The sequence below is a fragment of the uncultured Rothia sp. genome (assembly GCF_916715725.1).
In the GTDB taxonomy this organism is placed as follows: Bacteria; Actinomycetota; Actinomycetes; order Actinomycetales; family Micrococcaceae; genus Rothia.
Window position 1 is genome coordinate 39,080 of record NZ_CAKAPD010000007.1, and the last position, 24,585, is coordinate 63,664.

The window sequence follows — 24,585 nt, forward strand, 5'->3', positions numbered from 1 at the left end:
ACCTCATGAAGAGCCCCCTCGCAGCCCTCAGCGCGCTCGCGGCAGCAACCCTCGCCCTCACCGGATGCGGCGCCACCCAGAGCTCCTCATCGTCCACCGCATCTGCAGCAAGCAGCCAGGCAGCCTCCGGCAAGGTCGAAGTCTTCGCCGCAGCCTCCCTGAACAACGCCGGTGCAGACCTCGAAAAGGCATACGAAGCCGCCAACCCGGGCGTAGACGTCACCTTCGTCTACGAAGGCTCCGCAAAGCTCGTCAACCAGATCGAGCAGGGTGCAACCCCCGACCTGCTCATCACCGCAGACACCAAGAACATGGACAAGGCAAAGAAGCTCGACCAGTTCTCGACTTCCGAAACCAACGTTCTGGTCACCAACAAGCTCGTGCTCGTCACCGCCGAAGGTAACCCCGGCAAGATCAACAGCCTTGACGACCTCAAGACCACCGAAGGCGTCGTCGCTGTCTGCAAGGAAGACGTTCCCTGCGGCACCATCGCCCACCAGGAACTGAAGAAGCACGACATCACCCTCAAGAACGCAACCACCGAAAGCAAGGTCACCGACGTAGCGACCAAGGTCACCACCGGTAACGCGGACGCGGGCTTCATCTACACCACCGACCTCGCCGCCGCCAAGAAGAAGGGCGCCAACCTCGGTTCCGTCGAACTGACCGACGTGGAACGCAACGAATACCCCGCAGCGCTGAGCAAGACCGGCTCCTCCTCCGAAGCCGCAAAGAAGTTCAACGAATGGCTGAAGAACTCCGATGAGGCGAAGAAGATCCTCACCGACTACGGCTTCAGCACCGCCAAGTAACGCTAGCGCCGTTCCGCACCGCTGAAACCCGGAGCGCAGAACGGACACCCGCAGGATGCGGCGGCACGCTCAACGAGCAAGCCGCCGCATCCTGAACGCGTCTCCTGCCGCGCTCTCAAGACCCCGAAGAAATACGCCGAGAAATACCCATGACAGACAGCACCGCAACCACCCGCCGCCGCGCCGGCGCCTCACGCACGCCCGGGAGCAGCCTCTTCGCCTCCGTGCCCGTGCTCTTCCTGGTTCCGGCGTCGCTGGGTATTTTCCTCATCGCGGGTCCGCTTCTCGGGCTCTTCCTCAACATCCCCTGGAGCCAGCTCGGCAGCATCTTCACCCCGCAGGTGCTCGGGGCGGCTAACCTCTCTCTCGGCACCGCCGCCGCATCCACCCTCATCTGTGGTCTTCTCGGCGCACCCCTGGCACTCGTGCTTTCTAAAGTGCTCAACCGCTCGCGGCTGCACCGTTTCGGGTCGGTCCTCTACGCCATCATCTACACCCCGGTGATTCTCTCACCGGTGGTCTCCGGCCTTGGGCTACTCTTCTTCTGGGGACGCAAAGGCATGATCGGTACCTACCTCTACCAGGCAGGAATCTCTATCCCGTTCACCTCGAACGCGGTGATTATCGCCCAGGTCTTCGTCGCCCTGCCCTTCTTTGTCGCCACCGCGGTTACCACCCTGCAAGCCATACCCCGTGAGTATGAGGAAATCGCTCTCGTCGAAGGCGCTAAACCCGCAGAAATCACTTTCAAAGTGTTGTTGCCCCTCGCCGCGCCGGGACTCGCCACCGCCTTTCTCCTCTCCTTCGCTCGTGCACTCGGTGAATACGGTGCAACCGTCACCTTCGCCGGCAACGTGCAAGGCAAAACCCAAACCATACCCCTCGCCATTGACCTAGCCATCAACAGCAGCGACATTCCCAGCGCCCTCGGAAGCGCCCTGATCCTCATCAGCCTCTACCTGGGAATCTTTGGGGTCCTCGGCCTGATTCGCGCCCTCAAAAAACTACGCGAAAGCACCCGATAAGCCACTCCGCCGCCTGCCCCGCATACCACCCGGCATACACCGGTCCTTAGGCAAAACTGCATTTACCAGCCCACAAACACACACCTACACTAGTCATAACCGCCACCGCACGATTGGAACCGCCATGATTTCCCCCGAATTCAATGGAACCCCTAGCACCGAGGAATACCGCGCCTACCTGGCGCTACTGTTGCGCGAAGTATTTATCGGCACCGCAGAAACGGTTCCCCTCTACCACGCGGCAGGACGCATCCTCGCGCAAGACGTCACCGCACGCATGGACGTACCCAGCTTCGACAACTCCCAAATGGACGGCTACGCCCTCACCGCGGCAGCCGTTGACCGCGAAGACCGTATCTTCACCGTCGGCCGCGAAATCCCCGCCGGACGCCCGCTACAGCGCTCCCGCTCCTCCGACGACCTGACCTACCCCATCATGACCGGCGCACCCATCCCCAAGGGCTACGACGCCGTCATCCCCGTCGAACAGTCTGAACGCATCGAATACCCCGACCTGCCCGAATCCTTCGGCCGCCCCAGCGAAAAGGTCAAACTCGCCCCCGGCAAGCCCGGACAGTTCGTCCGCCGCCGCGGTGAAGACGTCGTCACCGGCCAGGTACTCGCACGTGCCGGTGAACGCGTCACCCCCGCCCTGCTCGGTGCGCTCGCCTCCCAGGGTTATGCGCGCCTGACCGTTGCGGCAGGCCCCCGCGTGCTCGTATGCACCGGTGGCGACGAGATTCTTTCCGGTGTTGAAGAAGACGGCACCGCTACCTCGCAAGAGCTGGCTCAGGGGCAGATTTTTGACGCCAACGGCCCCATGCTCACCGCCATGCTCCGCGAAGACGGAGCGGAGGTGCGGCGCATCGCTATCGGTGACGACCCGATCGAGCTACTGCACCGCCTCGTAGCAGAGTATGAGAGCTTCAAACCGGACATCATCATCACCTCCGGAGGCATCAGCCACGGTAAATACGAAGTGGTGCGCAACGCCATCGCCAAGGCACACGAAGCCGACATCCTGGTGCCCGTCTCCTGGTTCGGCCACGTCAGCCAGCAGCCCGGCGGACCGCAGGGCGTAAACGTTCTCGACTTCAAGGGCCATCGCGTGCCCATGATTTCCTTCCCCGGCAACCCGGTGAGCACCCTCATCTCGTACGCGCTGATCCTGCGCCCCTACCTGCGTGCAGGCGGCCCCTACGGTGTGCCCTATGCGGTTGCCTCCGAACAAGCAACGCTGAACAATGCTCCCCGAGGCGTGCTCGTCACCGACACCCCGCTCACCGCCCCGGCAACCAAACGCCAGTTCCTGCGCGGTACCCTCGCCATGGTGGAGGTGGAACCCGGAACCTACCGGGTGGAGCTCTACCCCGACGTGCTCTCCGGCTCGCACCTGCTACACCGCGCCGCACAGGCGGATGTGCTCATTGAGCTGGCGCCCGGAACCACCTACACCGGGGGAGAAGCAGTACCCTACCACCGGATCCGCCTCACCGATAACTAGGCGACGCACCCCCGCATTGTTCCCATCCAGAGCGACAGGGAATAATTGAGACTCACACTAACTAACGATTCGCGGCAGAAGAACACCGCACAGAAGCCAGGAGAAACGATGACCTCTACCTCTCAGCCCAACCAGGAACTAACCCACGTGCGTGCCGACGGCTCGGCACACATGGTGGATGTTACGGAGAAGTCTGTTACCACCCGCACCGCCCTGGCTGAGGCGACCGTGCGCACCCGCGAAGACGTTATCGCCATGATTTTTGACGCCGACCTGCCCAAGGGTGATGCCCTGCCCGTCGCACGCGTCGCCGGCATTATGGGCGCTAAGCGCACCCCGGAAATCATTCCCCTCTGCCACCCGCTGCCCCTGGGCAAGATCACGGTGGACTTCGAGCGCGGCACCGATTTCGTGCGTATTGAAGCATCCGTGAAGACCCGCGGTGTGACCGGTGTGGAGATGGAGGCGCTCACCGCCGTCTCCTCGGCAGCACTGACCGTTTTCGACATGATTAAGGCAGTCGATAAGCACGCCGTTATTACCGATATTCGTGTTCTGGAGAAGAGCGGCGGCAAGTCCGGCGACTGGTCTGTCCGCGAGGACTCCTAAGCCCCGGCGGAACATCGCCCCACCACCATCTGGTAAATACAGAAAAGGAATTCCAATGAGTAGCGAAGAGTACACCATGCCGGAGAACCTGACCGGTCTGGTCATTGTCGCCTCCACCCGCGCAGCCCGCGGCGTGTACGAGGATAAGTCCGGCCCCATCGCCGTGGAGTGGCTGCGCTCGCGCGGCTTCGACACCCCGGATGCCGTGGTCATTGAAGACCGCGATATTGTCGAGTACTTCAACGCCCTGGTGACCGATGGTAAGAAGAACGGCACCCTGCCGACCTTCATCCTGACCAGTGGCGGCACCGGTCTGAACTCTGACGACCAGACCGTGGAGGCTGTGCGCCCCCACCTGGACAAGGAAGTTCCCGGCATTATGCACGCCTTCTGGATGAACGGTCTGAAGAACGTTCCCGCGGCGGTGCTTTCACGCGGCGTGGCGGGTGTCATTGACCGCACCTTCGTGATGACCCTGCCCGGTTCTCGCGGCGGCGTGAAGGACGGCGTGGCAACCCTCGACCCGATTGTTGAGCACATTTGCCGTCAGATGGAGGACTACCATGACCACTAAGTCGCAGAACGAAGATTCCCTCGACCATTCGGGTACGCACGGTGCTGAGCCGAGCGGCTCGACCGTGGTGTTCACCGATATTACGGAGGCTCCCTTGGAGCCGCTGTACGCGGCGGCTAAGGCTGAGGTTATGACTGACGCCATGGGTGCCCTGGTAATTTTTGACGGCATTGTGCGCAACCATGATCACGGTAGCGCGGTACGCGGGCTGTCCTATAGCGCGCATCCGCAGGCTCGTGAGTATATTGCGGAGGTTGCCGCCGAGGTTGCTGCCGAGCTGGACGGCGTGCGCTTGTGGGCTGTGCACCGCGTGGGCCCGATTGCTATCGGCGAGTCGGCTCTGACGGTGATGGCGGCGGCTGCTCACCGCGGCCGCGCGTTTGACGCCTGCGAGCTCGTTGCCGACCGTGTGAAGGCTCGTGTGCCGATTTGGAAAGAACAGGAACTGCTCGATGGAAGCATCGAGTGGGTTGGCGTGGATACTTCGCCCGCTTAGCCTTCTGAATATTCTTATATATCTATATAAGCCTGTCAGGGGGATTTCTCTCGGGCAGGCTTATTCTCCTTGAGGCTTGGATCCCAGAAATCTCAAGCCGCCTCTACTACGTGACTCGAGGAACCCCTATGTCTTCTCAGCCTTCAACCGGCGCGAGCGAGCTCTCTGCCGCCGAGCGTGCCTTCTATTCTCGTCAGCTGATTCTGCCCGAAATGGGCTATGAGGCTCAGTTGGCGCTCAAGGGCGCGCGTGTGGTGGTGCTGGGTGCTGGCGGTTTGGGCGCTCCCTCTCTGCTGTACCTGGCGGGTGCCGGGGCTGGTCAGATTGTGGTGGTGGATGATGACTTCGTGGATGCTTCGAATCTACACCGCCAGGTGATTCATACGCATGCCAGGGTGGGCAATTCTAAGGCTGAGTCTGCCGCAGAGTCTTTGCGCTCGCTGAATCCTTTTATTGAGGTTGTGCCGGTGCGTGAGCGTTTGACGGAGGCGAATGTTGATGAGCTTCTGTCAGGCGCTGATTTGGTGCTGGACGGTAGCGATAATTTTGAGTCGCGCTATGTGGTGTCGGCGGCGGCGGCACGTGCCGGGATTCCGCATGTATGGGCTGCGATTCTTGGTTTTGATGCGCAGTTGAGTGTGTTTTGGGCTGGGCACGGTCCGGTGTACGAGGACCTGTATCCGCAGGCTCCTGCTGCCGGTAGCGTGCCGTCGTGTAGTACTGCTGGTGTGGTGGGTGCCATGGCTGGCGTGGTGGGTGCTGCGATGGCCATGGAGGCGGTGAAGCTGCTGACCGGAGTGGGGGAGCCACTTATGGGTGAGGTTGGCCTATATTCGGCGTTAAGTGGGAGGTGGGAATATATACCTCTTGTAGCTAGCGTGCAAGCTGTACCTAAGAAAAGTGCCGTTTTGCCTCAAGAAACGAGTCATAAGCCCAAAAATCCTGTAATAATTCGTAATATTTCTCAGGATTTTACAAGCTCTTCCGTCAACTCGGAGCTTCGCTCGATGAACGCTCAGGACCTTAAAAAGATGTCAGCGAGTGAAAATATTGCCCTTTTAGATGTTCGTGAGCAGGTGGAGTTCAACGCTTTCGCTATTGAAGGTGCCATTAATCTGCCCCTCACTGAATTGCTTGAGGCGGGTCGAAATGGCGCTCTCAAAGCCCTGATTGAGCGTAAAATCCCCGCAAATGCCCAGAAAATCGTTATTTACTGCACTGGATACACCAGAACAGTCGAGGCAGCTCGTGAAATAGCGCCTCTGGAACGGCGTCCCGTGTACATGCTGGAGGGTGGAATTTCCGCCTGGCTTACGGTCTAAAACACCCTTATTTAGTGTGAATTAGGCAAGATTTTTATCTCGTATTTTCCATGCCAAATATCCGATATATTGGGCAGTATGGAACAAGCATCACAGATTAAGGGCCCGGACGGCCCCCTTACCGATCAGCTGATCAAGTTCGGTAAGTTCTTCTCCCGCTGGGATGAGACTGAAGACGGCCGCGCCGTCTTCCGTGAAGGCGGCCGTGAAGGTGACGCCTTCTACCGCGACCGTTGGAGCCACGATAAGGAAGTTCGCTCTACCCACGGCGTGAACTGCACCGGCTCCTGCTCCTGGAAGGTGTACGTCAAGGACGGCATTATCACCTGGGAAGCACAGGAAACCGACTACCCCTCGGTTGGTCCCGACCGCCCCGAGTACGAGCCCCGTGGTTGTCCCCGCGGTGCAGCATTCTCGTGGTACACCTACTCTCCCACTCGCGTTAAGTACCCCTACGTTCGCGGTCTCCTGCTGGAGATGTACCGCGAAGCGAAGGCAATCCACAACGACCCCGTGGACGCCTTCCATTCCATCGTGTCCGACCCCGCTAAGCGTGCACGCTACGTGAACGCACGCGGTAAGGGTGGTCTGGTGCGCTCGACCTGGGCTGAGGCTCTCGAGCTGATGGCTGCTGCTCACGTGCACACCATCAAGTACTACGGTCCCGACCGTAACACCGGCTTCACCCCGATTCCGGCAATGTCTATGGTGTCCTTCAGCGCGGGTGTTCGCTACATCCAGCTGATGGGCGGCGTGATGACCAGCTTCTACGACTGGTACGCTGACCTCCCCGTGGCTTCCCCGCAGGTCTTCGGTGACCAGACCGACGTGCCCGAGTCCGGCGACTGGTGGGACGCTGCATACCTCATCATGTGGGGTGCAAACGTTCCGCTGACCCGTACCCCGGACGCTCACTGGGTCTCCGAGGTTCGCTACCGCGGTACCAAGGTTGTCACCGTGAGCCCCGACTACGCCGACAACACCAAGTTCGCTGACGAGTGGCTGCCCGCACAGGCAGGTACCGACGCGGCACTGGCTATGGCAATGGGCCACGTCATCCTCAAGGAGAACTATGTCGACCAGCGTGTCGAGTTCTTCGAGGACTTCTCCCTGACCTACACCGACCTTCCCTTCCTGGTCACCCTGGAAACCCGCGAAGACGGCGTGAAGGTCCCCTCCAAGTTCCTGACCGCAGCTAAGCTCGCTGGTGAGGCTGAGCAGGCTAACGCTGACTTCAAGCCCGTCCTGATGGACCGCGAGACCGGTGAGGTCTTCGTGCCCAACGGCACCATGGGCCACCGTTACGCTCAGGAAGATCAGGGCAAGTGGAACCTGGACCTGCAGGGTCGTAAGCCGATTCTGTCGATCCGCGACCTGCCTCAGGGCCAGTCTGCAGCTGTTGAGATTAAGATGCCGACCTTCGATAACCCGAAGGGTCACGGCGACGTCATTACCCGCGGTGTGCCCGTAGCCTACGTTGAAGGCCACGAGGTTACCACCGTCTTCGACATCATGCTGGCACAGTACGGTGTGGGCCGTGAGGGTCTGCCCGGCACCTGGGCTAAGGACTACGAGGACTGGAACGTTCAGAACACCCCGGCATGGCAGGAGCAGATTACTTCTGTCCCCGCCGAGGCTGTTATCCGCGTTGCCCGCGAGTTCGCTAAGAGCGCCCTGGATTCCGGCGGCCGCTCTATGGTTATCTTCGGTGCAGGTATCTGCCAGTGGTACCACGCTGACACCACCTACCGCGCTATTCTCTCCCTGCTGAACCTGACCGGTTGCCAGGGCCGTAACGGTGGCGGTTGGGCTCACTACGTGGGCCAGGAGAAGGCACGTCCGCTGACTGGTCTGACCAACATTGCGAACGCTCTGGACTGGAGCCGTCCGCCGCGTCACATGATCGGTACCGGCTTCTGGTACATGCACACTGACCAGTTCCGTCAGGATGCATACTCCACCGACTACCTGCAGTCCCCGCTAGCTAAGGGCGAGCTGCGCGATGTTCACACTGCTGACGTTGTGGCACGTTCTACCCGTATGGGCTGGATGCCGTTCTACCCGCAGTTCCCCGAGAACTCGCTGGACTTGGCCGATAAGGCAGAGCAGGCAGTGGCACGCGGCGAGGCTTCCTCGAACGCGGACTACATTGCACAGCGCCTGAACTCCGGTGACCTGGAGTTCTCCGTTGAGGACGTTGACAACCCCATCAACTGGCCTCGTACCCTGACCCTGTGGCGTTCGAACCTGTTCGGTTCCTCCGCTAAGGGTGAGAGCTACTTCCTGAAGCACCTGGTCGGTAGCATGGACAACGTCCAGGGCTCCGATTCGGAGAAGCTGCCGAACGAAGTGAAGTGGGTTGATGAGGCACCTCAGGGCAAGCTGGATTTGCTGGTCACCTCGGACTTCCGTATGACCTCCACGACCCTGCTGTCTGACATCGTTCTGCCGACTGCTACCTGGTACGAGAAGCACGATATCTCCTCGACCGATATGCACCCGTTCCTGCACGCGTTCTCCCCGGCAATTGACCCGCCGTGGGAGGCAAAGACCGACCACGAGACCTTCAAGGCACTGGCGTACGAGTTCACTCGCCTGGCTAAGAAGCACCTCGGCGTCCGCAAGGACATCGTTTCGGTCCCGCTGCTGCACGACACCCCCGGCCAGATTGCTCAGCCTGGCGGTCACGCACCCGACTGGAAGAACACCCCCGGTATGGTGGGTGTGCCCGGCAAGAACATGCCGAACTTCGTCACTGTCGAGCGTGACTACGGCGCACTGTACGACATGTACACCACCGTTGGCCCGCTGTTCGACAAGCTCGGTGCCACCACCAAGTACATCACTTACGATCTGAAGCACGAAGTTGCCAAGATGGCTAAGGAATTCGGTGTGATGGACTCCGGTAAGGGCGCAGGTCGTCCGGCACTGGACACCGATGTGAAGATCGCCGAATCCATCATGATGATTTCGGGTACCTCTAACGGTGAGGTTGCTATCAAGGGCTTCAAGGAGCTCGAGAAGCAGACCGGTCTGCACCTGATGGACCTGGCAGAAGGTAACGAGGAACGTCGTATCACCTTCCCCATGACCCAGGCCGCACCGCAGCCCGTGATGACCTCCCCCGAGTGGTCCGGTTCGGAGACCGGCGGTCGCCGTTACGCTCCGTTCACCGTCAACATCGAGAAGAAGAAGCCGTTCCACACCCTGACCGGCCGTATGCACTTCTTCCTCGACCACGACTGGATGCACGAAATGGGCGAGGCTCTGCCGATTTACCGTCCGCCGCTGGACATGACCGGCCTGTACAACGAGCCTGAGCTCGGTACTACCGATGGTGTTTCGGTTGCTGTTCGCTACCTGACCCCGCACAACAAGTGGGCAATTCACTCGCAGTACTTCGACAACCACTACATGCTCAGCATGTTCCGTGGTGGTCCGACTGCGTGGATGAGCCCGCAGGATGCTGAGAAGATTGGCGTCAAGGATGGCGAGTGGATTGAGTGTGTGAACACCAACGGTGTCTTCGTGGGTCGTGCGGTTGTTTCGCACCGTATGCCCGAGGGCGTCTGCTTCGTTTACCACGCTCAGGAGCGTATGGTTAGCCCGAAGTCTGAAGTCACCGGTAAGCGCGGTGGTATTCACAACTCGGTGACCCGTATTCTTCTGAAGCCCACCCACATGATTGGTGGCTACGCTCACCAGGCGTTCGCCTTCAACTATCTTGGACCGACCGGTAACCAGCGAGACATCGTCTCGTACATCCGTCGCCGTAAGTCCCAGGAGGTAACTTTCTAATGCGCGTTATGGCACAAGTTGCTATGGTGATGGCGCTCGATAAGTGCATCGGCTGCCACACCTGCTCCGTGACCTGTAAGCAGGCATGGACGAACCGAGCCGGTACCGAGTACGTCTGGTTCAACAACGTTGAGACTCGTCCCGGTCAGGGTTACCCCCGCCGTTACGAGGATCAGGAGAAGTGGAAGGGCGGCTGGGTGCTGAACAAGCGCGGTCGTCTGGAGCTCAAGAGCGGTAACCGCTTCCAGAAGCTCTTCACGATTTTCGCTTCCCCGATTCAGCCCGAGCTGAACGACTACTACGAGCCCTGGACCTACGATTACCAGAACCTGACCAGTGCTCCTCTGGGTGATGACTTCCCGGCTGCTAAGCCGGTCTCCCTCATCACCGGTGAGGACACCAAGGTCGAGTGGGGTATGAACTGGGACGACAACCTGGCTGGTGCGACCGAGTACGGTCACCTGGACCCGCTGGTTGAGAAGGTTCGCAAGAAGGCTGAGGACAAGATTAAGTTCGAGTTCGAGCAGACCTTCATGTTCTACCTGCCTCGTATTTGTGAGCACTGCCTGAACCCCTCCTGCATGGCTTCTTGCCCCTCCGGCGCTATCTACAAGCGTGCTGAGGACGGCATCGTTCTGGTTGACCAGGACCGTTGCCGTGGTTGGCGTCAGTGCATCACCGGCTGCCCCTACAAGAAGGTGTACTTCAACCACAAGACGGGTAAGGCTGAGAAGTGTACCTTCTGCTACCCCCGTATTGAGGCTGGTATCCCGACTGTGTGTGCTGAGACCTGTGTTGGTCGTATGCGCTACATCGGTATCTTCCTCTACGATGCAGACCGCGTGACTGAGGCTGCTTCGGTTGAGGATGAGAAGGACCTTTACGAGGCTCAGCTGTCGCTGATGCTTGATCCTTCGGATCCGGCTGTGATTGAGCAGGCTCGTAAGAACGATATCCCCGATGCGTGGATTACTGCAGCTCAGAAGTCGCCCGTGTACAAGCTGGCGAAGGAGTGGAAGGTGGCTCTGCCCCTGCACCCCGAGTACCGCACCATGCCGATGGTTTGGTACGTGCCGCCGCTGTCTCCGATTGTTGACCTGCTCAAGGAGCAGGGCCACGATGCAGAGAACAGCAACAACCTGTTCGGCGCTATTGAGTCTCTCCGTATTCCGGTTGAGTACCTGGCTGAGCTGTTCACTGCTGGTGACACTGAGGTTGTTACTAACGTTCTGCGCCGCCTGGCTGCAATGCGTTCGTACATGCGTGACATCAACCTCGGTGGCGAAGGCAACGAGGAGATCGCTCAGGCTGTCGGCATGACCGGTCAGCAGGTGTACGAGATGTACCGCCTGATGGCTATCGCTAAGTACAACGAGCGTTACGTCATTCCTAAGGCTCACATGGAAGACGCCCACAACCTTGAGGAAATGGGTTGCTCCCTGAGCGTGGATGGCGGACCCGGCATGTACGGCGATGCGTTCAACGACATGGAGGGTCGCCCGACCCCCGTGTCCACCGGTGTCTACGAGGCTAACAACAAGGTCAGCTTGTTCAGCTGGGACGGTTCTTCCCGTCCTGATGGCCTCTTCCCGAATACCACCGGAAAGAAGTAATAAGTGGCTGGATTTTTTTCCAAGCTCATGGGCAAGGCCGGTTCCGAGGCTGCGGTCTCGGAGCCGGCTCAGCCGGAGAACCCGTTCGATATCGATTACGGTCCCGGCGAGGATAAGGACTCGGTGATTTACCAGGTGAGCGGTATGCTCCTGGGCTACCCTGACGAGGAAATTCTGAAGGTTCTGCCCGAACTGGTCGAGATCTCCGCTTCCACCCAGGATGAGGCTTTCATTGCTGCCGTTGATGCGGTTCAGCAGTGGCTGACTTCTAAGGACCTGGAGGATGTGCAGTCTGAGTACGTGCAGGAATACGACCTTTCGCGCCGTCATTCTCTGCATCTGTCCTACTGGACCGATGGCGATACCCGCCGCCGTGGTGAGACTCTTCTGCGTTTTAAGCAGATGTACCGCGACTCCGGTATGTTGACCGTTTTGAATGGTGAGCTTCCGGATTACCTGCCGCTGGTGCTGGAGTTCTGTGCGCTGGTGGATCGCCGTAAGGGCCGTTCTGCTTTGCAGGCGTACCGTCCGTCCCTTGAGCTTCTTCGTCTGTCCATGAAGGACGGAAATCTGCCCCACTACGGGTTGTTGCAGAGCATCTGCGATACCCTTCCTGGCGTCTCTCCGCAGACTCAGGAGGAGGTTCAGAAGATGGCTGGCTACGGCCCTCCCGTCGAGACTGTTGGCCTGAATGGTTACGCTGATCATCAGCTACTTCAGCAGGCTTCGGCTCGTTCTAACTAGTTTTATCCCTTGTGAGGAGACAACACGTGTACGTACTTGCTTCTGAGAACGCAGGACATGCTGCACAGGCTGTAGCCGATCCGGGTATTGTTGACATCCTGCTGTGGGGCGTTCTGCCCTATGTTGCACTGGTCGTTCTGATTGGTGGCACCATTTGGCGTTACCGTACTGACCAGTTCGGATGGACTACCCGCTCGTCCCAGGTCTATGAGTCGAAGCTGCTGCGCATCGCTTCGCCCCTGTTCCACTACGGTCTTGCGGCCGTTTTCCTTGGTCACGTTGGTGGCCTGGTGGTTCCTAAGTTCCTGACTGATTACGTCTTGTCGGAAGATGCTTACCACATGATGGCGCTGGTTGTTGGTTCTGCCGCAGCAATTGCGACCATTATTGGTATGTTTATTCTGATTGGTCGCCGTGCTTCGAACTCTCGTGTTCGTTCGGCTACCACTCGTAATGATGTTCTGATGTATGTCGTTTTGGTTCTGGTGATTCTCGCTGGTACCGCGGCTACTCTGCTTTCGGCAGTGAACCCCTCGGGCGGTTTGCCTCCGGTGAATGGTCACGAGGTTCACTTCAACTACCGTGAGACCATTGCTGTTTGGTTCCGTTCGCTGTTCTACTTCCACCCTGAGGTGGCCCTGATGGTGAATATTCCTGTGGCTTTCAAGATTCACATCGTGGTGGCTATGGTCCTGTTCATCATTTGGCCCTTTACCCGCCTGGTGCACGCACTGACTGTGCCCCTGCACTACCTCTTCCGCCCCTACACCGTGTACCGCTCTCGTGGCGGCCAGCGTGTTGGTGCACGTCGAGGTTGGGATCCGGTAGGCACTCTCCCGCGTGAGCGCGCCGACCGCTAATACACACATCCATATTGCAAAAGAGGAAATATGAGCACCCCTGCTGCACCGAGCTACGACCTAAAGAAGGGTCAGCTCTTTAACGTTCTGCTGGCAACCTTCGCCTCGACCATTGGTTTCTGGGCATGGACCATCGTCGGCCCGCTTGCAAAAATGTATGCCAAGCAGATGCACCTGGACGCTGGTATGACCAGTGTTCTGGTCGCTATGCCGATTTTTATCGGCGCTATCGGCCGTATTCCTATCGGCGGTCTGACTGACCGTTACGGTGGTCGTATTATGTTCACCGTTGTTCTGGCTATCAGTGCACCGCTGGTTCTGCTGGTGGGCGTGGCTGGTCAGATGAACTCGTTGCCCATGCTGCTGATTGTCTCCTTCTGCCTGGGTATTGCTGGTACCGTGTTCGCTGTGGGTATTCCCTTCAGCTCGGCATGGTATGACGTATCGAAGAAGGGCTTCGCAACCGGCGTGTTCGGTGCGGGCATGGTGGGTACTGCGGTTTCCGCATTCGCTACCCCCCGCCTGGTGCAGAGTATCGGTTACTTCCCGACTCACATCCTGGTCGCTGTGATTTGTGCAGTGACCGCTGTGATTTCTTTCGTGTTCCTGAAGGACTCCCCGGCAACCATCGGCCGTGAGGTCACTCCGCTGATGCCGAAGATTGTTCAGGCATTCAAGGTGAAGACCACTTGGCAGCTGTGCTTCCTCTACGCTGTTGTGTTCGGTGCGTTCGTGGCATTCTCGAACTACCTGCCTACTTACCTGAGCAACATCTACAGCTTCAACGCTAACGATGCTGGTATGCGTGCGGCTGGCTTTGCGGCTGCTGCTGTGATCGCTCGTCCCTTCGGTGGTGTTCTGGCTGATAAGTTCGGTCCGAAGGTTATCTCCCTCATCTCCCTGGGCGGTGTGGTGATCTTGGCAGTTATTACCGCGTTCCAGCCTAATGCTGAGCACGTGTATGGTGCTGTCTTCATTCTGATGGCTGCTCTGCTGGGTCTGGGCCACGGCTCGGTCTTCGGCTGGGTGGGTCGTGCAGCTGACCCGAAGAACGTTGGCGCGGTGTCCGGTGTGATTGCTGCTGCTGGTGCTCTGGGTGGCTTCTTCCCGCCGCTGGTGATGGGTGCAACCTACAACCAGGAGCACAACAACTACTTCATCGGTCTGATGCTGCTGGCTGTGACTGCGGCTCTGGCTTTCCTGTCGGCGTTCCTGGTGCCGCACGGTGGCAAGCCCAACCACGCTAAGTAGGGTCTTCTAATACATCCTTCTGCGGGATGTATGTGAAGTTTGTTTTGACTGAGTCCGGCTCGTTTTCTCTTCGGAGGGAACGAGCCGGACTTTGTGTGTTTCTGCTGTTTTTCGTCTGACGGGGAGGGGGTTTAGTGGGGCAGAAGAGTTTGATGTTTAGGCATGTCAAATGTTGGTAAAGCTGGCAAAACTTTGTGGAGATGTGGGACACTTAAGATGTTCGACTCGTCGCAATAGCGCGACGTGCCCCCTCTACGGTTTGCGCCGACCAATAGGAGAACCCTATGTCCTTTATTGAACGTCATCTCGGCCCCCGTTCCGCAGACGCAGAGCAGATGCTCGAAACCCTGGGATATTCTTCCCTGGATGCGCTGATGGACGCTGTTGTCCCTTCTCAGATTCGCCTTGACGGCGATCTGCAGCTGCCTGCTCCGCTGTCGGAGCATGAGGCTCAGGCAAAGATTGCCGGCTATGCAGCGAAGAATAAGGTTCTCGCCCAGATGATTGGTGCCGGATACTACGATGCTGTAACTCCCGCGGTTCTGCGCCGTAACATTCTGGAGAACCCCGGTTTCTATACTTCTTACACCCCGTACCAGGCTGAGATTTCTCAGGGTCGTCTGGAGGCTCTGCTGAACTTCCAGAACACCGTGATGGAGCTGACCGGCCTGGAGATTGCTAACTCTTCCCTGCTGGATGAGGCTTCTGCGGTGGCTGAAGCTGCTGTCATGATGCACCGTGCAAACCGCAAGGTGAAGAACGGTTTCTTCGCTATTGACTCCCGTTGCCTGCCTCAGGTTATTTCGGTGACTCGTGGTCGTGCAGAGATGCTCGGCATTCCTTTCGTGATTACTGATTTCTCTGAGGGCCTGCCCGAGGGCGACCTGTACGGTGTCGTTCTGGCGTACCCCGGTAATGAAGGCGAGATTCGCGATATTGAGCCGCTGATTAAGGCCGCTAAGGAGCGTAATGCTCTGGTCACCGTTGTTGCTGACCTGCTGGCTCTGACCCTGCTGAAGTCCCCGGGTGAGCTGGGTGCTGATATTGCTGTGGGTAACACTCAGCGTTTCGGTCTGCCCTTCTTCTTCGGTGGCCCGCACGCAGCGTACATGGCTGTTCATAAGGGTATGGAACGTACTATGCCCGGTCGTCTGGTGGGTGTTTCTAAGGACTCTGCCGGTAAGCCTGCGTACCGTCTGGCTCTGCAGACTCGTGAGCAGCACATCCGCCGTGAGAAGGCTACTTCCAATATTTGTACTGCTCAGGCTCTGCTGGCGATTGTTGCTGGCGCTTACGCGATGTACCACGGTCCTGAGGGTCTGCGCGCTATCGCGAACCGTCTGCACACCAACGCCGCTCGTGTTGCTACTGCGCTGAAGGCTGCGGGCTACGGCATTGCTCACGACACTTTCTTCGACACTGTTGTGGTGGAGGCTCCTGGCCGCGCTGACGAGCTGGTTGCGAAGGCTCTGGAAGCTGGCGTGAACATCCGCCGCTTCGACGAGAACCGTGTTGGTATTTCCGTGGGTGAATCTCACGGTGAGGAACTGCTCAAGAGCCTGGTTGAGGCTCTGGGCGGCACCCTGGGTGAGGCAGATGCACAGTACGATCTGCCCGCTGAGCTGCTGCGTACCGATGATTACATGCAGCACCCGATTTTCCACAAGTACCGCTCCGAGACCGAGATGATGCGCTACCTGCGTCACCTCGCTGATAAGGACCTGGCGCTTGACCGCACCATGATTCCGCTGGGTTCGTGCACCATGAAGCTGAATGCGGCTGCTGAGATGGAGCCCATCTCTTGGCCCGAGTTCGCGAATATTCACCCGCTGGTCCCGGAGGATCAGGCTGAGGGCTGGCACGAGCTGATTAAGGACCTGAGCGAGTGGCTGGTTGCTATTACCGGTTACGATGCTATCTCCCTGCAGCCGAACTCGGGTGCGACCGGTGAGTACGCTGGTCTGCGCGCTATCCGTTCCTTCCACGAGGCTAATGGTGACCACGAGCGCGACACCGTCCTGATTCCGCTGTCTGCTCACGGTACTAACGCGGCATCTGCTGCTCTGGCTGGTCTGAAGGTTGCCGGTGTGGCAACTGCGGCTGACGGTTCTATTGATGTTGACGACCTGAAGGCAAAGATCGAGAAGTACGGTCCCAAGGTTGCCGGCATCATGATTACCTACCCCTCCACTCACGGTGTGTTTGAGGAGCAGGTTGCTGAGGTTTGCCAGCTGGTTCACGAGGCTGGCGGCCAGGTGTACCTGGACGGTGCGAACCTGAACGCTCAGATGGGCTTCGCTCAGCCCGGTAAGTTCGGTGGCGACGTTTCGCACCTGAACCTGCACAAGACCTTCTCCATTCCTCACGGTGGTGGCGGCCCCGGTGTTGGCCCGCTGGCTGTTCGTGAGCACCTGGCGAAGTTCCTGCCCGGTGACGCATACCGCGCTGATGCTGAGGGTAAGCTCCCCAACGATGCTGCACTGCCGATTTCGCAGGCGTTCTTCGGCTCTGCCGGTGTTCTGCCGATTAGCTGGATGTACATTGCGATGACTGGTGCTCAGGGTCTGAAGGACTCTTCGCAGTACGCGGTGCTGAACGCTAACTACATTGCGAAGAAGCTCAACGACAAGTACCCGGTGCTGTACACCGGCCCCGGCGGTCTGGTCGCTCACGAGTGCATCCTGGACCTGCGCCAGCTGACCGATCAGTCTCACGTGACTGCTGAGGATGTCTGCAAGCGTCTGATGGACTTCGGCTTCCACGCTCCGACTCTGGCGTTCCCGGTTCCGGGCACCCTGATGGTTGAGCCGACTGAGTCTGAGTCGAAGGAAGAGCTGGACCGCTTCATTGAGGCAATGGAGACCATCTACGACGAGATTATCGAGGTGGCTGAGGGCAAGGTCGCTGTGGAGGATTCGGTTCTGCGCAACGCACCGCACACCGTTGATGTGGTGAGCGCTGATGAGTGGGATCGCCCCTACAGCCGTACCCAGGCAGCTTTCCCGGTTCCGAGCCTGCGCGCTAACAAGTACTTCACTTCGGTGGGTCGTATTGACGGCGCTGGCGGTGACCGTAACTTCGTGTGCGAATGCCCCCCGATGGAGGCTTTCGACCTGGAAGCATAAGGAGCCTATAACGCTCCTGGGTAGGCTGTAGCGGTCTACCTGCCTCACCCGTCCTCAGGTTTCTGGGGGCGGGTGGGGGTCGCCTCCGCAGCGTATCTTGTGTCTGTGGGGGTGAATCAAATCTACGACGATTGAACGATAACAGCACAAGGCTGTGCGTGAGGAGAATCTAATGTCCCCCAAGAAGACCTCTCTGTACTCTGTCCACGAGAAGCTTGGCGCTTCTTTCACCGACTTCGGCGGCTGGGATATGCCCCTGAAGTACGCTAATGACGTTGCTGAGCACGAGGCTGTCCGTACCCGTGCCGGTATTTTCGACCTGTCCCACATGGGTGAGTTCCGTGTGACCGGTCCGGATGCGGGTGCGTTCCTGGATTACGCTCTGGTGTCGAACATGTCCATCCTGAAGGTCGGTAAGGCGAAGTACTCGATCCTGGTCAATGACAAGGGCGGCGTGATTGACGACCTGATTACTTACCGTCTGGGCGATGAGGAGTTCATGGTTGTTCCGAACGCTTCGAACATTGACACTGACTTTGCTGCGATGAGCGAGCGCCTGGGCGATTTCAAGGTTGAGTTCGTCAATGAGTCGGATCAGACGTCTCTGATTGCTGTTCAGGGTCCTCGTGCTGAGGAGATTCTGCTGGCTGCTGGCGTCTCTGATGAGGAGGCTGTCCGCGAGCTGAAGTACTACGCTTCGGTGCCGCTGACTGTTGCTGGCGTTGATGTTCTGCTGGCTCGTACCGGTTACACCGGTGAGGACGGTTTTGAGCTGTTCGTTCCGAATGAGAAGGCTGTTGAGCTGTGGGATAAGCTGGCTGCTGCCGGTGAGCCTTTCGGCATGATTCCTGCCGGTCTGGCTTCTCGTGACTCCCTGCGTCTTGAGGCTGGTATGCCGCTGTACGGTCACGAGCTGGGTCTTGAGATTACTCCGTTTGAGTCCGGTCTGGGCCGCCTGGTTGAGATTGCTCTGGAGAAGAAGGCTGCTAACTTCGTGGGTCGTGAGGCTCTGACTGAGCTGGCTAAGAGCGAGTCGAAGCGCATCCTGGTTGGTTTGAAGGCTCAGGCGAAGCGTCCTGCTCGTGCCGGTTCTAAGCTGGTGGATGCTGAGGGCAATGAGATTGGTGAGGTTACCTCCGGTATTCCTTCCCCGACTCTGGGCTTCCCGATTGCTATGGCGCTGGTGAACCGTGAGTTCTCTGAGGTTGGTTCTACTGTGGATGTTGATATCCGCGGTAAGCGTGCTCCGTTTGATGTTGTGGCTCTGCCGTTCTACAAGCGTGAGAAGTAAGAGTTTTTCTGCAGGTAATCTGTAGGGGAGAGGCGCCGTGTCCTGTGTGGGCACGGCGCCTTTTCTGCACTGTAACGTGGGGTTGAGGGGTGGGGGAGGGTGCGAAGTGTTCCGAGCCTTAGTTTGTGATGGTTCTGAAGTGCGTTAGGATTAGAGCGGCCAGTCAAGGGTGATTGTCCGCATGCATAGACCGCAGATTGATGCGTGGTTCCTCCGTTGAGGGGTGCGTATTTTTTGGTGCGGTGCACAGACATTTTTATTTGAAGGACAGAACGTGGCTATTAACCAGAGCGCACCCAGTAGCGCCCAGAAGAAGGCAGAGGCTCTGCCGTATGACATCAGCGTTTTTGAGATGTTCAGCATTGGTGTGGGTCCTTCGAGCTCGCATACGGTGGGGCCGATGCGCGCTTCGAACCGTTTTGTGGCGGAGCTGATTGATGAGGGCCTGCTGGAGCGTGTGACGGGTGTGCACGTTGATCTGTATGGTTCGTTGGCGGCTACGGGTGCTGGTCACGGCACGATGAGTGCTGCGTTGAAGGGCCTGTGCGGTTTTGTTCCGGAGACGATCAATATCGCTGAGTCTGAGGCGATGATTGAGCGTAATAGTGTGGACGGTACGCTGCCTCTGGCGGGTTACCCGTCTTCTGCTTACGGTGTGACTGCGCCCGGTGGTGAGGAGCAGAAGGTGTACGGCCCGGTGGTGAAGTACCGTGAGCTGGATATGACTCTGCGCCCTCTGACGGTTCTTCCGCGCCATACGAATGGTATGAAGATCGCGGCGTTTGCGGGTGAGCAGCTGCTGTTGGAGCGCACCTACTACTCGATTGGTGGCGGTTTCATTGTTGAGGGTTATGAGGAGGCGACCGGTGGTGCGTCGCTGATGAATCCTCCGTATCCGTTTGGTTCGGCTGCTGAGCTGCTGGAGATGGCGAATGAGTCTGGTCTGTCGATTGCGCAGTTGAAGATGGCGAATGAGTGTTCTCTGCGTTCTGAACAGGAGGTCCGTGACGGCATCCTGCATATCTACCGCGTGATGAAGGAGTGCATTGGCTCTTCTTTGGCACGTGTGGGTTATTTGCCGGGCCCGCTGAAGGTGCGTTGCCGTGCGGGTGCGTGGCATCGCGATTTGATGGTGGAGGATCCTTCGAAGTCTCCTGAGTTCGCTATTGACTGGGTGAACTTGATTGCTTTGGCGGTCAATGAGGAGAACGCTTTTGGCGGTCGCGTGGTGACTGCACCGACGAATGGTGCTGCGGGTATTATTCCGGCAGTGTTGCATTACGCAATGAACTACACGCAGGGTATTCGCCATTGCGGTCAGGCTGCCCGTGATCAGGCGGTTGTTGATTTCTTCTTGGCGTCTTCTGCTGTGGGTGTGCTGTATAAGAAGCGCGCGTCGATTTCTGGTGCTGAGGTTGGTTGCCAGGGTGAGGTGGGTAGTGCCTCCTCGATGGCTGCTGCCGGTTTGGCGCAGGTGATGGGTGGTACTCCCGAGCAGGTTGAGAATGCTGCTGAGATTGCGATGGAACACAACCTGGGTCTGACGTGTGATCCGGTGGGTGGTTTGGTGCAGATTCCGTGTATTGAGCGTAATGCGATGGCTGCGTCGAATGCTGTGACCGCGGCTCGTATGGCGTTGCGTGGCGATGGTACGCACCGTGTGTCGTTGGATCAGGTGATTGAGACGATGCGTCAGACCGGTTTGGATATGTCTCACCGCTATAAGGAGACGTCCATGGGTGGTTTGGCTGTGAATGTGGTGGAATGCTAGGTGCACGCTGTGGCAGGTTTGCACTCCTGATGAGGGTGTGGTAGACAGAAGGGATTTCTTCCTGTATCGTTAGTATTTACGCTTTCCCTAACCTTTGTGCCTTCATATAGCGGTGGGCACGGGCTGAAGGTGACGTTTTTCCGTCCGACTCTATAGCTTCGAGCACCGTTCTATTCGGGGGCTGAGGTTGTCGTGTCGCCGGTAATGTCGCCGGGAGGCTGATTGCTAACAGACATGTCTGTGGAAGGATCCCCATTTTGGTCGCTTCGAGCACCTCTAACCATGACGCCGCTAACGGCGCAGAGAACGTCTCGCGCCGAATTTCATTCGCGAAGATTAACGAACCGCTGAAGGTTCCCAACCTGCTTGCTATCCAGACCGATAGCTTCGACCGCCTCGTGGGTAACGAGCGCTGGGCGGAGCGTCTGGAAAAGGCGCAGGCTGCTGGTGACACTTCTGTCCCCGCTCAGTCCGGTCTGGCTGAGATTTTTGAAGAAATCTCCCCGATTCGTGACTTCCAGGAGACTATGCAGCTCTCCTTCTCTGAGCCTGAGTTTGCTGACCCCAAGTACTCTGTTGAGGAGTGCAAGGACCGTGACGCAACCTACTCGGCTCCGCTGTACATTAAGGCTGAATTCATGAACCTCGCTACTGGCGAGGTCAAGCAGCAGACTCTGTTCATGGGTGACTTCCCCCTGATGACCGAGGCCGGTACCTTCGTTATTAACGGTACTGAGCGTGTGGTCGTTTCTCAGCTGGTGCGTTCCCCCGGTGCTTACTTCGAGAAGGCTCCGGACCGTACCTCCGATAAGGACATTTACTCTGCCCGCGTGATTCCTTCCCGCGGTGCATGGTTCGAGCTTGAGATTGATAAGCGCGACCAGGTTGGCGTGCGTCTGGACCGTAAGCGTAAGCAGTCCGTGACTGTTCTGCTGAAGGCTCTGGGCTGGACCGAGTCCAAGATCCTGGCTGAGTTCGGTCAGTACGACTCCATCCGCGCAACCCTGGAGAAGGACTCCGTTAAGGACCGCGACGAGGCTCTGCTGGACATCTACCGCAAGCTGCGTCCGGGCGAACCCCCGACGGTTGAAGCTGCCCAGGCTCTGCTGGACAACATGTACTTCACCCCGCGCCGCTACGACCTGGCGAAGGTTGGCCGTTACAAGCTGAACCGTAAGCTCGGCGTGGACGTTCCCATGGATTCCCCCGAGGCTTCCGTTCTGAGCCAGGACGACATCGCTCAGATGATTCGTTACCTCTGCGCTCTGCACGCAGGCGAGACCAGCATCCCCGGTGTCCGCGACGGCGAGGAAATCTCCCTCAAGATCGATATCGACGACATCGACCACTTCGGTAACCGTCGTATCCGCACCGTGGGCGAGCTGATTGAGAACCAGATCCGTACCGGTCTGTCCCGTATGGAGCGCGTGGTTCGCGAGCGCATGACCACCCAGGACGTGGACGCTATTACCCCGCAGTCTCTGGTGAACATCCGCCCCGTCGTGGCAGCTATCAAGGAGTTCTTCGGTACTTCTCAGCTGTCGCAGTTCATGGACCAGAACAACCCGCTGGCAGGTCTGACCCACAAGCGTCGTCTGTCCGCACTGGGCCCGGGCGGTCTGTCCCGTGACCGTGCAGGCATGGAAGTTCGAGACGTCCACCCCTCGCACTACGGTCGTATGTGCCCCATTGAAACCCCTGAAGGCCCGAACATTGGTCTGATTGGTTCGCTGGCAACCTACGGTCGCATCAACTCCTTCGGTTTCATTGAGACCCCCTACCGCGTGGTGACTGACGGCCGCGTGACCGACGAGGTCCGCTACCTGACCGCTGACGATGAGAAGTCTGTCGTTATCGCACAGGCAAACGCACCGCTGAACCCGGACCGCACCTTCGCTGAGAACGAGGTTCTCTGCCGTGCGGGTGACGGCTCTGGTGAAGCTGTTCTGGTTGCTCCCGGTGCCGTACAGTACATGGACGTTTCCCCGCGCCAGATGGTGTCCGTGGCTACCGCCCTGATTCCTTACCTGGAGCACGACGACGCTAACCGAGCACTGATGGGTGCTAACATGCAGCGTCAGGCTGTGCCCCTGCTGGAGTCTGAGGCTCCCGTGGTTGGTACCGGTATGGAGAAGTACGCGGCACTGGATTCCGGTGACTCCGTGCTCGCGAAGAAGCCCGGTGTGGTTTCCTCCGTGGACGCTAAGACCGTTATCGTCCGTAACGACGACGGCTCTGTCTCCACCTACCCGATCATGAAGTTCTCCCGCTCGAACCCGGGTAACTGCTACAACCAGCGCGTTGTGGTGAAGGAAGGCCAGCGCGTCGAATACCGCGACGTTATTGCTGACGGCCCCTCCACCGACGGCGGCGAGCTGGCACTGGGTAAGAACCTGCTCGTGGCATACATGCCGTGGGAAGGCCTGAACTACGAGGATGCGATTATCCTCTCCCAGCGCATGGTTTCTGAGGACGTGCTGACCTCGATTCACATTGAGGAGCACGAGATTGACGCCCGCGACACCAAGCTGGGCCCCGAGGAGATTACCCGCGATATCCCGAACGTGTCCGAGGATGTTCTCTCGGCTCTGGACGAGCGCGGCATCATCCACATTGGTGCCGAGGTTGAGGCTGGCGACATCCTGGTTGGTAAGGTCACCCCCAAGGGCGAGACCGAGCTGACCCCCGAGGAGCGCCTGCTGCGCGCAATCTTCGGTGAGAAGTCCCGCGAGGTTCGCGACACCTCCCTGAAGGTTCCTCACGGTGAGTCCGGTACCGTCATCGGTATCCGCATCTTCGACCGCGAGAACAACGACGAGGACGATCTGCCCCCGGGCGTGAACCAGCTGGTCCGCGTGTACGTGGCTCAGAAGCGTAAGATTACCGACGGCGACAAGCTTGCAGGCCGCCACGGTAACAAGGGTGTTATTTCCAAGATCCTGCCGATCGAGGATATGCCCTTCCTGGAAGACGGTACCCCCGTGGACGTTATCCTGAACCCGCTGGGCGTGCCCGGTCGTATGAACATTGGTCAGGTTCTGGAAGTCCACACCGGTTGGCTGGCTAAGCAGGGTTGGAAGATTGAGGGCGAGCCCGAGTGGCTCAAGCACATGCCGAACTTCCCGAAGGAATCCGGCCCGACCCGCCTGGCAACCCCGGTGTTCGACGGTGCCCACGAGGACGAACTGTTCGACCTCATGGACCACTCGAACCCGAACCGCGATGGTGACCGTCTGATCAACCGTTCCGGTAAGGCACGTCTGATTGACGGCCGTTCCGGTGAGCCGTTCCCGGACCCGATTTCGGTTGGTTACCAGTACATCCTGAAGCTGCACCACCTGGTGGATGACAAGATTCACGCTCGTTCCACCGGTCCGTACTCGATGATTACCCAGCAGCCCCTGGGTGGTAAGGCTCAGTTCGGTGGTCAGCGCTTCGGTGAGATGGAAGTGTGGGCGCTGGAGGCATACGGCGCCGCATACACCCTGCAGGAAATCCTGACCGTCAAGTCCGATGACGTGGCGGGCCGTGTGAAGGTTTACGAGGCTATCGTGAAGGGCGAGAATATCCCTGAGCCGGGTATCCCCGAATCCTTCAAGGTTCTTATCAAGGAAATGCAGTCTCTGTGCCTGAACGTCGAGGTGCTCTCCACCGACGGCAAGATTATTGAGATGAGCGACTCGGAGGAAGAAGGCTTCCGGGCAGCAGAAGATATGGGCGTGAGCCTGACCCACGACGAGCCTAGCTCCGTCGACGAGGCATAAGCACCGCCTCCTTCTAGGGTGGGGAA

Annotated in this window: 16 protein-coding genes; all 16 read left to right on the top strand. The window is 58.6% G+C overall.

The features are described 5' to 3' along the window. Positions 1-5: 5 nt before the first annotated feature. Entirely contained in the window at positions 6-812 is an 807-nt protein-coding gene (modA, locus tag QZ822_RS05470; RefSeq protein WP_070846813.1) for a molybdate ABC transporter substrate-binding protein, read from the top strand. A 149-nt stretch (positions 813-961) separates the two neighbouring features. Then, entirely contained in the window at positions 962-1,837 is an 876-nt protein-coding gene (locus QZ822_RS05475; RefSeq protein WP_219100812.1) for an ABC transporter permease, read from the top strand. Between the two features lie 124 nt (positions 1,838-1,961). Further along, positions 1,962-3,341, top strand: a complete 1,380-nt coding sequence (locus QZ822_RS05480) for a molybdopterin molybdotransferase MoeA (protein WP_294643190.1) — start codon at positions 1,962-1,964, stop codon at positions 3,339-3,341. Between the two features lie 108 nt (positions 3,342-3,449). Then, positions 3,450-3,950 (top strand): cyclic pyranopterin monophosphate synthase MoaC, encoded by a 501-nt coding sequence (moaC, locus tag QZ822_RS05485; protein ID WP_044150196.1) that lies wholly within the window; start codon positions 3,450-3,452, stop codon positions 3,948-3,950. 55 nt (positions 3,951-4,005) lie between these two features. Further along, positions 4,006-4,524 (top strand): molybdenum cofactor biosynthesis protein B, encoded by a 519-nt coding sequence (locus tag QZ822_RS05490; protein WP_294643192.1) that lies wholly within the window; start codon positions 4,006-4,008, stop codon positions 4,522-4,524. Beyond that, the gene (locus QZ822_RS05495; RefSeq protein WP_070675902.1) at positions 4,514-5,020 is read left to right on the top strand and encodes a molybdenum cofactor biosynthesis protein MoaE; all 507 of its coding nucleotides are present in this window, start codon (positions 4,514-4,516) and stop codon (positions 5,018-5,020) included. Before QZ822_RS05490 ends, QZ822_RS05495 begins: the two co-directional genes overlap by 11 nt. 128 nt (positions 5,021-5,148) lie before the next feature. Continuing rightward, on the top strand, positions 5,149-6,342 hold the full coding sequence (locus tag QZ822_RS05500; RefSeq protein WP_294643194.1) for a ThiF family adenylyltransferase: 1,194 nt from the start codon (positions 5,149-5,151) through the stop codon (positions 6,340-6,342). Between the two features lie 78 nt (positions 6,343-6,420). Then, positions 6,421-10,140, top strand: coding sequence for a nitrate reductase subunit alpha (locus QZ822_RS05505; RefSeq protein WP_294643196.1), 3,720 nt, complete (start codon positions 6,421-6,423; stop codon positions 10,138-10,140). After that, on the top strand, positions 10,140-11,753 hold the full coding sequence (gene narH / locus QZ822_RS05510) for a nitrate reductase subunit beta (protein ID WP_005504921.1): 1,614 nt from the start codon (positions 10,140-10,142) through the stop codon (positions 11,751-11,753). Before QZ822_RS05505 ends, narH begins: the two co-directional genes overlap by 1 nt. Before the next feature lie 3 nt (positions 11,754-11,756). Next, complete coding sequence (gene narJ / locus QZ822_RS05515; RefSeq protein ID WP_294643198.1) at positions 11,757-12,497, top strand: nitrate reductase molybdenum cofactor assembly chaperone; 741 nt, start codon at positions 11,757-11,759, stop codon at positions 12,495-12,497. A 26-nt stretch (positions 12,498-12,523) separates the two neighbouring features. Next, positions 12,524-13,357: a respiratory nitrate reductase subunit gamma gene (gene narI, locus QZ822_RS05520; RefSeq protein WP_294643200.1), complete on the top strand. Its 834-nt coding sequence runs from the start codon at positions 12,524-12,526 to the stop codon at positions 13,355-13,357. Positions 13,358-13,387: 30 nt separating this feature from the next. Beyond that, positions 13,388-14,608 carry a nitrate/nitrite transporter gene (locus tag QZ822_RS05525; RefSeq protein ID WP_294643202.1) on the top strand — a complete coding sequence of 407 codons (1,221 nt, stop codon included), beginning with the start codon at positions 13,388-13,390 and terminating at the stop codon, positions 14,606-14,608. A 284-nt stretch (positions 14,609-14,892) separates the two neighbouring features. Next, positions 14,893-17,733, top strand: a complete 2,841-nt coding sequence (gcvP, locus tag QZ822_RS05530) for an aminomethyl-transferring glycine dehydrogenase (RefSeq protein ID WP_294643204.1) — start codon at positions 14,893-14,895, stop codon at positions 17,731-17,733. Between the two features lie 172 nt (positions 17,734-17,905). Then, the gene (gcvT, locus tag QZ822_RS05535) at positions 17,906-19,024 is read left to right on the top strand and encodes a glycine cleavage system aminomethyltransferase GcvT (protein WP_294643206.1); all 1,119 of its coding nucleotides are present in this window, start codon (positions 17,906-17,908) and stop codon (positions 19,022-19,024) included. 274 nt (positions 19,025-19,298) lie between these two features. Then, positions 19,299-20,795 (top strand): L-serine ammonia-lyase, encoded by a 1,497-nt coding sequence (locus QZ822_RS05540; protein ID WP_294643208.1) that lies wholly within the window; start codon positions 19,299-19,301, stop codon positions 20,793-20,795. 257 nt (positions 20,796-21,052) lie between these two features. Continuing rightward, the gene (gene rpoB, locus QZ822_RS05545; RefSeq protein WP_200962785.1) at positions 21,053-24,559 is read left to right on the top strand and encodes a DNA-directed RNA polymerase subunit beta; all 3,507 of its coding nucleotides are present in this window, start codon (positions 21,053-21,055) and stop codon (positions 24,557-24,559) included. Positions 24,560-24,585: the final 26 nt, after the last annotated feature.